This is a genomic window from Companilactobacillus alimentarius DSM 20249 (assembly GCF_002849895.1).
Lineage (GTDB): Bacteria > Bacillota > Bacilli > Lactobacillales > Lactobacillaceae > Companilactobacillus > Companilactobacillus alimentarius.
In genome coordinates this window covers 712,758-726,323 of sequence record NZ_CP018867.1, presented here as the reverse complement: position 1 = coordinate 726,323, position 13,566 = coordinate 712,758, and the positions used below count along the sequence as shown (strand labels likewise).

General features: G+C 35.1%; 11 protein-coding genes. 8 read left to right on the top strand and 3 right to left on the bottom strand.

All coding sequences use genetic code 11. The features are described from left to right. Nucleotides 1-120: 120 nt before the first annotated feature. The 7 genes from yicI (at nt 121) to LA20249_RS03490 (ending at nt 11,097) form a co-directional block, all read left to right on the top strand. Entirely contained in the window at nt 121-2,409 is a 2,289-nt protein-coding gene (gene yicI / locus LA20249_RS03515) for an alpha-xylosidase (protein ID WP_057740340.1), read from the top strand. 185 nt (nt 2,410-2,594) lie between these two features. Beyond that, complete coding sequence (locus LA20249_RS03510; RefSeq protein ID WP_057740343.1) at nt 2,595-3,743, top strand: ROK family protein; 1,149 nt, start codon at nt 2,595-2,597, stop codon at nt 3,741-3,743. Nucleotides 3,744-3,908: 165 nt separating this feature from the next. Then, the gene (locus LA20249_RS03505; protein ID WP_057740345.1) at nt 3,909-5,198 is read left to right on the top strand and encodes a PTS sugar transporter subunit IIC; all 1,290 of its coding nucleotides are present in this window, start codon (nt 3,909-3,911) and stop codon (nt 5,196-5,198) included. A gap of 4 nt (nt 5,199-5,202) precedes the next feature. Continuing rightward, the gene (locus LA20249_RS03500) at nt 5,203-6,657 is read left to right on the top strand and encodes a glycoside hydrolase family 1 protein (protein ID WP_057740347.1); all 1,455 of its coding nucleotides are present in this window, start codon (nt 5,203-5,205) and stop codon (nt 6,655-6,657) included. A gap of 296 nt (nt 6,658-6,953) precedes the next feature. Continuing rightward, the gene (locus tag LA20249_RS11930; protein ID WP_057740349.1) at nt 6,954-7,322 is read left to right on the top strand and encodes a GH25 family lysozyme; all 369 of its coding nucleotides are present in this window, start codon (nt 6,954-6,956) and stop codon (nt 7,320-7,322) included. Continuing rightward, nucleotides 7,306-8,175, top strand: coding sequence for an SLAP domain-containing protein (locus LA20249_RS11925; protein WP_057740351.1), 870 nt, complete (start codon nt 7,306-7,308; stop codon nt 8,173-8,175). The genes LA20249_RS11930 and LA20249_RS11925 overlap by 17 nt, the downstream gene beginning before the upstream one ends. A 231-nt stretch (nt 8,176-8,406) precedes the next feature. Then, the gene (locus LA20249_RS03490) at nt 8,407-11,097 is read left to right on the top strand and encodes a cation-translocating P-type ATPase (RefSeq protein ID WP_057740353.1); all 2,691 of its coding nucleotides are present in this window, start codon (nt 8,407-8,409) and stop codon (nt 11,095-11,097) included. Nucleotides 11,098-11,177: 80 nt separating this feature from the next. On the opposite strand, the gene LA20249_RS03485 is transcribed toward LA20249_RS03490, so the two are convergent. From LA20249_RS03485 to LA20249_RS03475, 3 genes are all read right to left on the bottom strand, one after another. Next, a complete protein-coding gene (locus tag LA20249_RS03485) occupies nt 11,178-11,861 on the bottom strand; it encodes a YjjG family noncanonical pyrimidine nucleotidase (RefSeq protein WP_057740354.1) in 684 nt (227 codons plus the stop codon). 113 nt (nt 11,862-11,974) lie between these two features. Beyond that, nucleotides 11,975-12,382, bottom strand: coding sequence for an iron-sulfur cluster biosynthesis family protein (locus LA20249_RS03480; protein ID WP_057740355.1), 408 nt, complete (start codon nt 12,380-12,382; stop codon nt 11,975-11,977). 171 nt (nt 12,383-12,553) lie between these two features. Then, on the bottom strand, nt 12,554-12,961 hold the full coding sequence (locus LA20249_RS03475) for an iron-sulfur cluster biosynthesis family protein (RefSeq protein ID WP_057740397.1): 408 nt from the start codon (nt 12,959-12,961) through the stop codon (nt 12,554-12,556). Between the two features lie 269 nt (nt 12,962-13,230). Between LA20249_RS03475 and LA20249_RS03470 the strand changes: the two genes are divergently transcribed. Continuing rightward, on the top strand, nt 13,231-13,518 hold the full coding sequence (locus tag LA20249_RS03470; RefSeq protein ID WP_057740356.1) for a bacteriocin immunity protein: 288 nt from the start codon (nt 13,231-13,233) through the stop codon (nt 13,516-13,518). The last annotated feature ends 48 nt before the right edge of the window (nt 13,519-13,566 follow it).

Below are 13,566 nucleotides of genomic sequence, written 5' to 3'. Positions count from 1 at the left end.
TTGTAAATAAAAGTAGGAAAGTAATTGAATTAAGTAGTAAATCATGTTTATAATGTAAGCGTTAACTTAGTTAGTTCGTTAAAAGAACTAACTAAAATCTCAATAAGGAAGGTGCAATTAGTGAAGTTTACTAATGGGTATTGGATGAATCGTGAGGAATTTAATATTGATTCACCAATGGAGATTTATGAAGCTAAGAAAGTCGATAACACTTTAAAAGCCTTTGCTCCATTTAAAAAGGTTGAAAGTCGTGGGGATCAGTTGAATCTGGGAGCAACGACCTTAACGATTACTTCACCAGTTGAAAATGTTATTGGCGTCAAACTCGAACATTTTGATAGTGATGATCATGGACCAAGATTTAAAATTAATGATTTAAAGCCAAGTGTCAAAGTTGATGTAGATAAGTGTGTTGCATCACTACAAAGTGGAGATTTGCGACTTGAGTTACCTTTGAAACAAGACTTTAGTTTGAAATTTTTATCGGATAAAAAATTAGTTACAGAGTCACCCTTGAAAGCTCAAGGTGTAATTTATGATCGTGAGACTAAGAAGAGTTATATGCGTGAGCAATTGTCGATGGACATTGACGAAAAAATTTATGGTTTAGGTGAACGATTTGGCAATTTTGTTAAAAATGGTCAATCGATCGATACTTGGAACCAAGATGGCGGTACTGGAAGCGAACAAGCATATAAAAATATTCCATTTTATATCAGTAGTCGTGGCTATGGGGTCTTTGTCGATGAGCCACAGAAAGTTTCATTTGAAGTTGGTTCTGAAAATGTTGATCGAGTTCAATTTAGTACTGAAGGACAATCGCTTCAGTATTACGTTATTTATGGACCAACAACTCAAGAGGTTTTACACCGTTATACGCAATTGACTGGGAAGATTAATCTACCACCAGCTTGGTCGTTTGGTCTATGGTTGAGTACGTCTTTTACAACTGACTATAGTGAAGAAACTGTTTTGAAATTTATTGATGGTATGAAAGAACGTCACATTCCATTGGATGTTTTCCATTTCGATTGTTTTTGGCAAAAAGGGTTTGAATGGTGTACTTTAAATTGGGATAAAGAACAATTTCCTGATCCAGAAGGTTTGTTAAGGAAAATACATGACCGAGGTATCAAAGTTTGTGTTTGGTTAAATCCTTATATTGCACAAAAATCACTCTTATTCAAAGAAGCAAAAGATAAGGGCTATTTAATCAAGCGACAAAATGGTGACGTTTGGCAATGGGATCTTTGGCAAGCTGGTAATGGTTTCGTCGATTTTACCAATCCTGATGCTAAGAAGTGGTATCAAGATAAATTGAAAGATTTGTTGAAAATGGGTGTCGACTGTTTCAAAACCGATTTTGGTGAAAGAATTCCAGTTGATGATGTGAAATTCTTTGATGGTTCCAATCCACAACAAGAACATAATTATTACACATTACAATATAATCAAGCAGTTTATGAAGCTATTGAGGAAATTAAAGGTAAAGAGGAAGCCGTTGTCTTTGCTCGTTCTGCCACTACTGGATCACAATCATACCCAGTTCATTGGGGTGGGGATTGTTTATCGAATTATAGTTCTATGCGTGATACTTTACGTGGGGGATTATCATTCTTATTATCAGGTTTTGGTTTTTGGAGCCATGATATCGGTGGCTTTGAAGATGGGGATGATCGACCAACAGCAGATCTTTACAAGCGTTGGACACAATTTGGACTTCTGTCATCGCATAGTCGCTATCACGGCAGTAATGTATATCGAGTTCCATGGAACTTTGATGAAGAAGCTGTCAAGAATACTAAACGTTATGTAGACTTAAAGTTGTCACTGATGCCGTATCTCTATACGCAAGCTTCTCATAGTGCTCATTTTGGGAATCCTTTAATGAGGCCAATGTTTATGGAATTTGCAGATGATCCTAATGTCTATGACAATGGGACTCAATATATGTTTGGCTCGCAAATTTTAGTGGCACCAATCTTTAATGATCAAGGTAAGGCTCATTTTTATTTACCAGGCGGTACGTGGACAAGTATTTTAGATAATCAAGTTTATCAAGCTCCAGAATCGGGTAAATGGGTCAATCAAAAATTTGATAAATTAAGTCTACCTGTATTAGTGCGTGAAAATAGTATTATTGTCCGTAATGAAAAAGCAGCTCATGCATCCTATAATTATACAAAGGATGTTGATATTCATTTGTATCAATTGCAAGAAGGAATTGTCTCAACTAAGGTAGTTGATATTCATGGTCAAGATGTGGCTCAGATTATTGCCAAACGTAAAGGAGATAAAATCTCTGTTGAAACAAAGGGTATTACTGGTGATATAAATGTCTATTTACATGATAGTGAATTGATAGAGAGCGCAAAACTGATTAATAATAAGGCTGAATTTGTGGTGTAAAGAAAGCTGATTAGTGAATAAAAGCCGTCAATTTTTGAATGAAAATTGATGGCTTTTATAATCATTTTCGGTATAAGTGAGTTTATTTATCAGTTGGTCTATACATGTGTAGTATTATTGTAAGTGTATAGAATTATTAAAATGAAAATATTATAATTCTTATTGATAATTAAGGGGTGGCGAGTATGAATCGATTAACGATCAGAAGAATTAATGAGTTAAATGTTTTAAGAGAGGTCTTTAATCAGACACCAACCTCTAGAGCTGATGTAGCAAAAAATCTAGGATTAACTAAGTCAACAGTTTATAATATTTTTACGCAATTATCTAACGATAATCTGGTCTATGACATTGGTCAAGGAAATAGTACTCGTAGTGGTGGTCGTAAACCAATCTTGACTAATTTTAATGCCCAAGCAGGTTATACGATTAATGCTAAGATTAATAGTACAACGATTAGTTGTATGTCTAATTGGTTAGATGGCAGTATAATTGATCGACAAGAATTTCCTATTGAAGGTAAAGAAGCCTCACAACAATTATTGGCCTTGTATCAAGCAATCAAATTGCTTAAATTGGATAATAATTTATCAGGAATATCTGTAGCTATCGGTGGTGTTGTAAAGAATAATCGAGTGGTTAATGCTTTAAATCATGATTTGGCAAATTATGACTTGGTTCAAATTTTGCAAAGCCGTTTTAATGTACCTGTTCTGATAGAAAATGAATCTAATTTAGCTGCTCTAGCTATTAGAGATTTCTCCAGTCGAACAATAAAAAGTGCTGCTGCATTGAGCCTGACTGACAGGGTCGGGGTTGGTTTGATTATTGATGGAGAATTGTATAGTGGCTTCAATAGTGAAGCAGGGGAAATTGGCCAAGCTAAATTCCTTGGACTTGGAAACAATCTTCCCATCTCTTTAGAGGAAGTAGGGTCGGATCAGGCAGTTCTTAATCAATTAGAGAAATTGAAGAACAAAAGAGTTGTAGTAGCCGACATTCTTCGTTGGTATGATTTGGGTGATGAGGAAGCCATGAATATTTTAAAAAACTTTCAAAAAAGTTTAACTATAATTTTACAAAATATTTTGCTTTTATTTGATCCAGAGAAGGTCGTCTTAAGTTCGAAAATCTTACGAGCAATTCCAGATATTCTAGTTGAGGTTAAACAACAATTAAATCAAATTATGTCACATCCGCTTGATTTAGAATTGGCTGATAATGCCGATAATGACAACTTATTAGGGGGTTGTGCATTGATTACACGAAAAATATTAGATTTACCAACGGCAGAATTAAATTTCAAGAGGAGAATCATGCCGCTTACTAATTAAGATATGTAAAAATTCAGTACTAACTGTGTGATTCATAACATAGTTAGTATTTTTTTCGAACATATTAATAATTGAGTGCAGAAAAGGGCTTGACGTTTCATCAGAAAGCGGTTACATTTTAGCTAGTTCTTTTAATATAAAAACTAACTAATTGGAGGGGTATTTATGAAAAACATTATTTCTGGATTTCAAAATAGATTTTTGCCAGCTTTAGCAAAATTTGGAAATCTGAAGTATATGGTAGTACTTCGTGATGGGATGATTATCACCATTCCATTCACAATTTTTGGTAGTATTTTTATGATTGTCGCTAACTTACCATTTACTTGGTGGGCCGATTTTATTAAACCAATTTCGGGTTATTTGAATGCGGCAGTTACTGTTACTTTTGGTATTTTAGCTTTGATTGTTGCTATGGGGATCAGCTATCAATCAGCTAAGGCTAATAAACTTGATACTATGACAGGAACAGTTATTCCCACGGTTGCATTTTTGTTAGCTATGTTAAATGATAAATTGACAATTGATCCAGCTGATCTTGGATCTGGCGGTATTTTTACTGCGATTGTTGTTTGTATTATTTCTAGTGAAATTATTCGTTTCTGTGTTGCTCGTAATTGGACCATTGAGTTACCAGATTCCGTTCCACCTGCAGTTGCTAAGTCATTTTCTTCTTTGATCCCTGGCTCAATTGCACTTTTCATAGTTTGGCTCATAAGAGTTGTATTGCATATTAACATCAATTCCGTTATTCAATTGATTTTCTCACCACTTGTTGTTGGTTTGGATAGCATCTGGGGAATTGAATTAGCTATCTTCTTGGTTGTGGCACTTTGGGTCGTTGGTGTTCATGGTACCAACGTTATCGGAAGTATTTACACACCAGTCTTTCTAAGCTTTTTAACAGCTAATATCAATGCTGTTTCTAAAGGTCATGCACCAGTACATATTGCAGCTGATGGATTTTTGAATTTCGGATTAACCATCGGTGGTACTGGAGCTATTTTAGGGTTAGTTCTTTGTATGTTTACAGCCAAGAGTAAACGCTACAAGGCAATGCGTAATTTAGGTATTATGCCTTCAGTATTCAATATTAGTGAACCTATTATGTTTGGTTTACCAGTTGTTTTAAATCCTACCTTGATGGTTCCATTCATCGTTACACCAATGGTTTTGGAATTCATTACTTATTATCTAATGAAGTTTGGCGTTATCAGTATGATCGTTGCACAAGTACCTTGGACAACACCAACGATTATCAGTGGCTTCTTAATGACTGGTGGTGATTGGCGTGCCGCCGTTTGGCAATTAATAGAATTAATCATAGCCGTTGCCGCTTATTATCCGTTCTTTAGAGTACTTGATCGTCAAGAATTAAAGACTGAACAGGCAGAAGAATCAAGTAAAGATGATGCTAACGATTCAATTACCGATACGTCAGTAAAGGGAGCTTAAATTTATGTATTATCAAAAACTAAAAAAGTTTCCTAAAAATTTTCTCTGGGGAGCGGCCTCGGCTGCTTATCAGATTGAAGGCGCTTGGAATGAGGATGGTAAGGGTCCCTCAATTTGGGATACATTTTCTAAGATTCCAGGGAAAACTTTTCATGGAACAAATGGTGATGTGGCTGTTGATCATTATCATCGGTATAAAGAAGACGTTGATTTAATGGCTAAAATGGGATTAAAAGCATATCGCTTTTCCATTTCTTGGTCGAGAATTATTCCTGATGGTGATGGAGAGGTCAATCAAGCTGGAATAGAGTTTTACAGTAATCTGATTGATGAACTGAGGAAAAATAAAATTGAACCAATCATTACCTTGTATCATTGGGATATACCACAAGCTTCACAAGATAAATATCATGGCTGGGAATCACGCGAAGTGATTGAAGCTTTTAAAAAATATTGTCGAGCTGTTTTTGAAGCATATGGTAGTAGAGTACGTTATTGGGTAACATTCAATGAACAAAATGTTTTTACGGCAATGGGATATCGTTGGGCATCACATCCACCTAACGTGACGGATATTAAGCGAATGTATGCGGCTAATCATATTGTTAATTTAGCAAATGCTGAGGCCATCAATTTATTTCATCAAATGGTTCCAAACGATCAAATTGGACCAAGCTTTGGTTATGGTCCAGCTTATCCAATTACAGCCGATCCTAAAGACGTCTTAGCTGCTGATAATGCCGATGATTTTAATAACAACTGGTGGTTGGATGTTTATTGTCGAGGAAAATATCCGACTTTAGTTATGAATCATTTAAAGAATTTGGGGGTAGCACCAACAGTAACATTTGAGGATACAAAATTATTGAAGTCAGCTAAACCTGATTTTCTAGGAATTAACTATTATCATGGAGGGACTTTCCAGCAAAACCAAATAGAACATCCCGATAAGGGGAATCAACATGAAAAAAAAATTTCTAAAACGGATCCCTACTTGATGCAACCTAAAGATGCACAGGCACAAACTCCAGAAACACCGATGTTTGATAGTGTTCAAAATCCATATTTAGATAAAACCCAGTGGGGATGGGAAATTGATCCAATAGGATTTCGAATTACTTTACGTCGAGTTTACGAAAAATATCAGTTGCCAATCATGGTTACTGAAAATGGGTTAGGTGCGCAGGATAAATTGGAAGCAAATGGCGTTATTAATGACCAATATCGAATTGATTATTTACAAACTCATATTATCGAAATGCAGCGTGCGTTAACTGACGGAGTAGATATTTTAGGTTATTGTGCTTGGTCGTTTACTGATTTATTGAGTTGGCTAAATGGTTATAAGAAACGTTATGGCTTTGTTTATATAAATCGAAATGATGATGATCAAAAGGATCTAGCTAGAATTCCTAAGAAGAGTTTCTATTGGTATCGAGATTTCATAAGAAAAAACTAAATTTATTTCAATAAGAAGTACCTATTAACCATTAGCTTTATTAAAGCAAACGGTTAATAGGTACTATTTTTAAGATATAAATTAATATAAGTTATGAACCATAATATGATTAACTGGAAGTACGGTATTTAATAACCTACTTTTTTGTCAAAATTTCAATATTCTTTTTTTACTATTTTGTTACAAGATTATTACTATATTACTTTCAGTGAACAACTCTGTAACTTTCAAACCATGTCAAGAAATTTGCCTTATAATCTATTTGTTGCGATGGCGACGAAAGGGAGAAGGGAATTATGGTTTTAAAGAAAAGGATTATTGTAGCTCTTACTACATTAATGTCGATGGTAGTCTTGTTTTTCTGTGCAACTAATGTTCAAGCTGCACGTGTAGATATGGTGGATGTATCCAATAATAATGGTGCAATGACTGTTTCTAATTTTAAAGATATGCATGACAACTATGGTGTTAAAGCGATGGTTACTAAAATTAGTGAAGGTACATCTTTCAAAGATACAACGGCTGCTGGTAATATTGCAGCTGCTAAATCTGCTGGACTTTATGTTAATGGTTATCATTATGCTAGATATAGTAGTGTCAGTGGTGCTAAGGCGGAAGCTGATTACGCTGCAAAGCTTGCTCAGGCAGATGGTTTTAGCTACTGATGTTGAAAGCTCTGAACAACAAGGATTGTCAGCGGCTCAAAATGATGCCAATAACGCAGCCTTCATGACAGAAGTTGCTAAGTATGGTTACCGTTCTGTAATTTATACAATGGGTTCATGGGTTGGTTCAGTCATGACAGTTGGTCAAGGCTGGATTGCTTCTTATCCATATAGTCCAAGCGGTAAAGAATGGTATACAAGTGAACATGCATGGCAATGGTCTAGTTCATATACATTTAATGGTAGTTACGGATACTTTGATGTTTCTGAACTCTATGACAGCTACTTCACAAGTTACACTTCACCAAGTGGAACAACTACAAATGATAGTAGTTCTGATGATTCTGCAACAACTAACAGCGGTTCTAATTCCGATAGTGCTACTAGTTCATCCAGTAACATTGTCAAAGTAAACAATACTTCTGCTAGTTACGTTCCTTTGATGGCTTTGCAAAGTGATGGTACAATGCAAAGAATTACTAATCGTAATTTAGCCAATAATAGTTCATGGAAGACAGATCAAACTAAATCTGTTAATGGTGTGACATATTATCGTGTTGCTACAAACGAATGGATTGCTGCAAACTACATTAGTGGTAATAGTAGCTCATCAGCTGTAACTGATAGTGGTTCAACAAGTTCAACAACTAACGTGATTAAAGTTGATAATGCTTCTTCATATGCCGTTCAATTGGTCGCTCTTCAAAGCGATGGAACAATGAAGGGAATTACTAACCGTCTTCTAGCAAATGATAGTACATGGAAGACAGACCAAACAAAGGTTGTTAACGGTGTAACTTATTACAGTGTTGGTAATAATGAATGGGTTAATGCTAGTTATGTTCTAAAATAATTTTGAAATTACTTAAAAGTCGTTGCTAAGAAAAATTTTTCTTAACTTCGACTTTTTTCTTTTGCTTTAAAGTTCTGTATCATTTATAATAATTTTAAACAAGGGAGTAACTTGCAGAGGTTGCCTGCGACAAAATCATCAACAAGACGTAGCTCTGGTTTTGTCTTAATTTAGTGAGACTTGTACGTGTATTTGGCGTACAGGTCTTTTTTTATAAGGAGGAATAAATCAATGAAAAAAATCAATGAAACTAAACACTCCCGTTACTATGTATTAGATGAGAGGGCGTTGTTAGATAAGTTTCAAACTAGTAAAACGGGGCTGAGTAGTGAAACGGCTCAACAACGTTTAGAAAAAAACGGTCCTAATGCATTAGCACAGGGTAAGAAAAAAAGTCTGGTCCAACGTTTTTTTGATCAATTCAAGGATTTTATGATCATTGTTTTATTAGTGGCAGCTTTTATTTCAGGGGTAGTTGCTAAAGAGTGGGCTGATGCTGGCTTGATCTTAGCGGTTGTAATTGTTAATGCTATCTTCGGAGTTTTCCAAGAGTCTAAGGCCGAAGAAGCTATTGATGCTTTAAAAGAAATGTCAACTCCTGAAGCCCATGTTCGTCGTAATGGCAAATTAGAAACGGTTAGCAGTGAAGCCTTAGTAGTAGGTGATTTGGTACTTTTAGAAGCAGGGGATATTGTTCCAGCTGATATTCGTTTGCTTGATTCAGCTTCGATGAAGATTGAAGAGTCGGCTTTAACTGGAGAATCAGTTCCAGTTGAAAAAGAAAGTAGTGTATTACCTGATGAAGACATACCTCTAGGCGATCGTAAGAATATGGCTTATATGAATAGTAATGTTACTTATGGTCGTGGTTCTGGAATTGTTGTTGGCGTTGGGATGGATACACAAGTTGGTCAAATTGCCGGTATGATTAATCGGGCTGAAGAAACTGGTACCCCATTACAAGACAATTTGAATTCCTTAGGTAAAACATTAACTTGGTTAATTCTAATTATTGCAGCGGTAATTTTTGCTGTTGGTATTTTTAATAATAGCAGTGGTTTACCAATGAATGAATTGATCATTAATATGATGTTAGTAGCAATATCCTTAGCCGTAGCAGCTATTCCCGAGGGATTGCCAGCTATTGTAACAATTATTTTGGCTTTAGGTACGACGCGAATGGCCAAAAGAAAAGCTCTAGTTAGAAAATTACCCGCGGTTGAAACACTAGGCAGTACGGACATTGTTGCTTCTGATAAAACGGGTACTTTAACTCAAAATAAAATGACGGTTGAAAAAGTTTATCAATATGGTCAATTGCAGGATGCCTCAGCAGACATTTCTGGTTCTGATAAGGTGCTTCAAGTAATGACCTTTAGTAATGATACTAAGATTCAAAATGATGGAGTTTTAGTTGGAGATCCAACTGAAACAGCTTTAGTACAATTCGGATTTGATCATGATTTTAAAGTTGAAGATGAACTAGTTAAAGAACCACGTGTAGCTGAAGTACCATTTGATTCAGAACGTAAATTGATGTCAACAATCCATAAGTTACCCAATGGAAAATTTTTCGTTGCCGTTAAGGGTGCTCCAGATATGTTGTTGCAAAGAGTTAATCGAATTCAGGCTACTTCAAGCGAAGTACGTGATTTGACGGATACTGATAAAACAGAAATATTGCAACAAAATAAATCTATGGCAACAAAAGCCTTGAGAGTTTTAGCAATGGGATATAAGGTCATTGATGAAATTCCTGAAACGGTTGATTCTGATACAATCGAACACGATTTGATTTTTGCTGGATTAGTTGGAATGATTGATCCTGAACGTCCAGAAGCTGCTAAGGCGGTTGAAGATGCTAAAAGTGCTGGTATTCGTCCAATTATGATTACAGGGGACCATCAAGATACAGCCGAAGCTATTGCGGGTCGTTTGGGAATCATCAAACCTGGAGATGACGGAGCGGTTATTACAGGTGCTCAGTTGGATCAAATGAGTGATCAGGAATTTGCCAAAAAAGTAAAAAGATATTCTGTTTATGCACGTGTTTCACCTGAACACAAAGTTAGAATTGTTAATGCTTGGCAGAATAAAGGAAAAGTTGTTGCTATGACTGGTGATGGCGTCAACGATGCCCCAGCTTTGAAATCCGCTGATATTGGTATTGGAATGGGTATCACAGGAACTGAGGTGTCCAAAGGAGCCTCTGATATGGTTTTAGCGGATGATAACTTTGCCACGATTATTGTTGCCGTTGAAGAAGGTAGAAAAGTCTTTTCAAATATTCAGAAATCAATTCAATATTTGCTTTCAGCCAATTTAGGTGAAGTTTTAACCTTGTTTATGATGACACTATTGGGTTGGGATATTTTGTTGCCGGTTCAATTACTTTGGATCAATTTAGCAACAGATACATTTCCTGCGATTGCTTTAGGGGTTGAACCTACTGAACCGGGAATCATGGATAGAAAGCCACGTGGTCGTAAATCTAGCTTCTTAAGTGGTGGAATTGGTTCATCCATTGTTTACCAAGGAATTTTAGAAGGTCTGATTACGCTGGGTGTATACGGCTTAGCAATTATGTTCCCAGTCCACAGTGGCAATGCAGCTGTTCACGCTGATGCCTTGACGATGGCTTATGCAACATTGGCCTTGATCCAGTTGTTCCATGCTTTCAATGTGAAATCAACGTATCAATCAATCTTTAAAGTTCATCCTTTCAAAAATAAGATGTTCAATATAGGTGTTGCAGTTTCCTTTATCATGGTAGCCTTAACAATTGTTGTACCTGGATTTAATAGTCTTTTCCACGTGACAGAATTAAATCTATTGCAATGGGCAATTGTGTTAGGTGCTGGCGTCTTGATGATCTTGATTGTAGAAATTGTCAAATTCTTTCAGCGTCGAAGAAATGCTTAGTTTTATATACTAAATAAATAACGTCAGGTAATCGTATTTTGATTATCTGGCGTTATTTATTCTAAAAAAGATTATATTTCTTAATTTGCGGATAGAGAAATTAATTGTCTTAAGTCATTGATTTCATAAGTAGGTTTGAAATTGGTTGGATTATTATTCTTTTGGGGATCAAACCAAACATTGTCAATCTTTGCGGCATTAGCGCCAGAAATATCGGCAGTGAGTGAATCGCCAATTACTAGCATTTCCGATTTAGACTTTTTAAGATCTCCGATAACGAATTCAAAGAATGCTGGATCAGGTTTTTGAAAACCAATGTCCTCGGACAAATAAAGTTTATCAAAGAAATTGATCAAATGTGCCTGGGTCAATTGATTATATTGCTTTTCTTTGGTTCCATTAGAAATCGCAAAAAGATGATGATCTTGTTTGAGCTTTTGTAAGGTTTCTTTTGCGTGCGGAATCAGGGTATCTTGTGATTTGAAGAGTTTTAAATAAGTTTTGTTGTACTCATCAACATTAACTTGACGATTGTAATGTTCGAAATACAATTCAAAACGACTTGTTAATAATTTAGGACGCGTTATTTCATCCCGTTCAAACTTTTCCCAGAGTTTATCATTTAATAGATGCCAATATTGAATTTGCTCGTTATTAAAGGGAAAATCAATGGATTTGGACATTTGGTGTAATGCCTTTTCAGCATTAGTTTTGGTATCGAGAATCGTATTATCTAAATCAAGGAGTAAAATAGGATATTTCATTAAATGTACCTCCATCATCAGTTCTAATAGTTAGTATTATACTGAAATTTGACCACAAAAAAATCTTCTTAGAAAACTTCCAAGAAGATTTTTTAAATCTATTTAAAATTTGATTAACAAATTTGGTCGCCAAGTTTAACCATTTTATCGCGACGTTCTTCAGCAGTTTCAGGTTTAACATTTCTCCAATCAACAACTGAGAGGGCACCATCTAAAATACCAGAGTTGTCTTTAAGGGCTAAAGCGTTATGCCACAATGAAATATTCAATCCATCTGTTAGAAGATCGGCGTCATTAGGGGATGTTCTTAAATCAAAACCGGCATTGTTTTCTAATTCAACAGTGTAGTTAGGATCTTCATCTTTTAAGACAACGATTTGGAATTTATCACCAATAGCACAGCTACCGCCTAAACTAGAATACTTATTTGAACCATCATCTGTAGTTAAGATCATTGGGAAACCACTAGGGATTCTTTCTGCTAAATATGCTTGTGCTTCATCTTTAATATTAATTTTCATAATTAAGTTCCTTTCGTATTTAAAAATCATTTATATTCTTTAACTTGTTTACAAGTAATACTATACCTCGATTTTATATCGTACGCAAGTAAATTGTTCACAATTTATATATTTAAAGAAAAAGATGTGAATTAACACTTAAATTTATTCACATCTTAAAAATCTGTTCAATTAGCAAATTTGATCGCCGAGTTTAACCATTTTATTTTTACGTTGTTCAGCGGTTTCAGACTTAACATTTCTCCAATCAACAACTGAGAGGGCACCGTCAAGAATACCAGAGTTATCTTTAAGTGCTAAAGCGTTGTGCCACAATGAAATATTCAAACCATCAGTAAAGAAATCAGTATATTGTGAAGCTGTACTCATGTTGTAACCAGCATTATTTTCAATCGGAACAGTATACTTAGGATCCTCATCTTTAAGAATAACTAATTGAAATTTGTCGCCAATAGCACAGCTACCACCTAGGCTAGAATACTTATTTGAACCATCATCTGTTGTTAAAATAACGGTGCTTCCTGCGGGAATTTTATCTGCTAAATACTTTTGTGCTTCATCTTTAAAATTAATTTTCATCATTAAGATCCTTTCCAATATTAAAATCAATTGTGCAATCTTTATTTGCACGCAACTCTTATTACAGTTACTAATTTACGCTATATTGATGACTTAAGCAAATATTATGCTCATTACTATTTATAAATGGATTGAACAGTAATTCCATTTGTTATCTATAATAAGATATTTTGAATAAACTATCATTAATTATGCTTACCTATAACTGTAAATTGACATCAAAATATTCTAATGTTACCCTTTTCATATAAAATAGGGGGGATTTTAAAATGACAAAAATGGAACCATCTGAAACTTTAATGCAAGCTATTCATACGGCTAGTCAGGATGAAAAAGTTCGCAGCAATTCTGAACTAATGGCTATTTTGGTTAAGAGTGCCAAGCAATTGAAGTCTACAAATAATTATCATCAAGTTGCGGCTGATTTGAACAAGTCATTGCAATTTTGGGGTATGGGACACACTGATGGACCAGCAGCAATTGATACTTTATATCAGGCTACAATTAATGATACACACGGTCGTGCCTATCAAAAGCTTCCTACAGGTTTGAATTAAGATAATATATGATATTAAAAAGTTCAGTATGATAACCATTTTTAAATG

Bases quoted from the DNA above. Each gene is read 5' to 3' on its own strand.
- LA20249_RS11930 (WP_057740349.1), top strand. From the start codon at position 6,954: ATGGTTTTAAAGAAAAGGATTATTGTAGCTCTTACTACATTAATGTCG.
- LA20249_RS03480 (WP_057740355.1), bottom strand. From the start codon at position 12,382: ATGAAAATTAATATTAAAGATGAAGCACAAGCATATTTAGCAGAAAGA.
- LA20249_RS03500 (WP_057740347.1), top strand. From the start codon at position 5,203: ATGTATTATCAAAAACTAAAAAAGTTTCCTAAAAATTTTCTCTGGGGA.
- LA20249_RS03475 (WP_057740397.1), bottom strand. From the start codon at position 12,961: ATGAAAATTAATTTTAAAGATGAAGCACAAAAGTATTTAGCAGATAAA.
- LA20249_RS11925 (WP_057740351.1), top strand. From the start codon at position 7,306: ATGGTTTTAGCTACTGATGTTGAAAGCTCTGAACAACAAGGATTGTCA.
- LA20249_RS03510 (WP_057740343.1), top strand. From the start codon at position 2,595: ATGAATCGATTAACGATCAGAAGAATTAATGAGTTAAATGTTTTAAGA.
- LA20249_RS03470 (WP_057740356.1), top strand. From the start codon at position 13,231: ATGACAAAAATGGAACCATCTGAAACTTTAATGCAAGCTATTCATACG.
- LA20249_RS03485 (WP_057740354.1), bottom strand. From the start codon at position 11,861: ATGAAATATCCTATTTTACTCCTTGATTTAGATAATACGATTCTCGAT.
- LA20249_RS03505 (WP_057740345.1), top strand. From the start codon at position 3,909: ATGAAAAACATTATTTCTGGATTTCAAAATAGATTTTTGCCAGCTTTA.
- LA20249_RS03490 (WP_057740353.1), top strand. From the start codon at position 8,407: ATGAAAAAAATCAATGAAACTAAACACTCCCGTTACTATGTATTAGAT.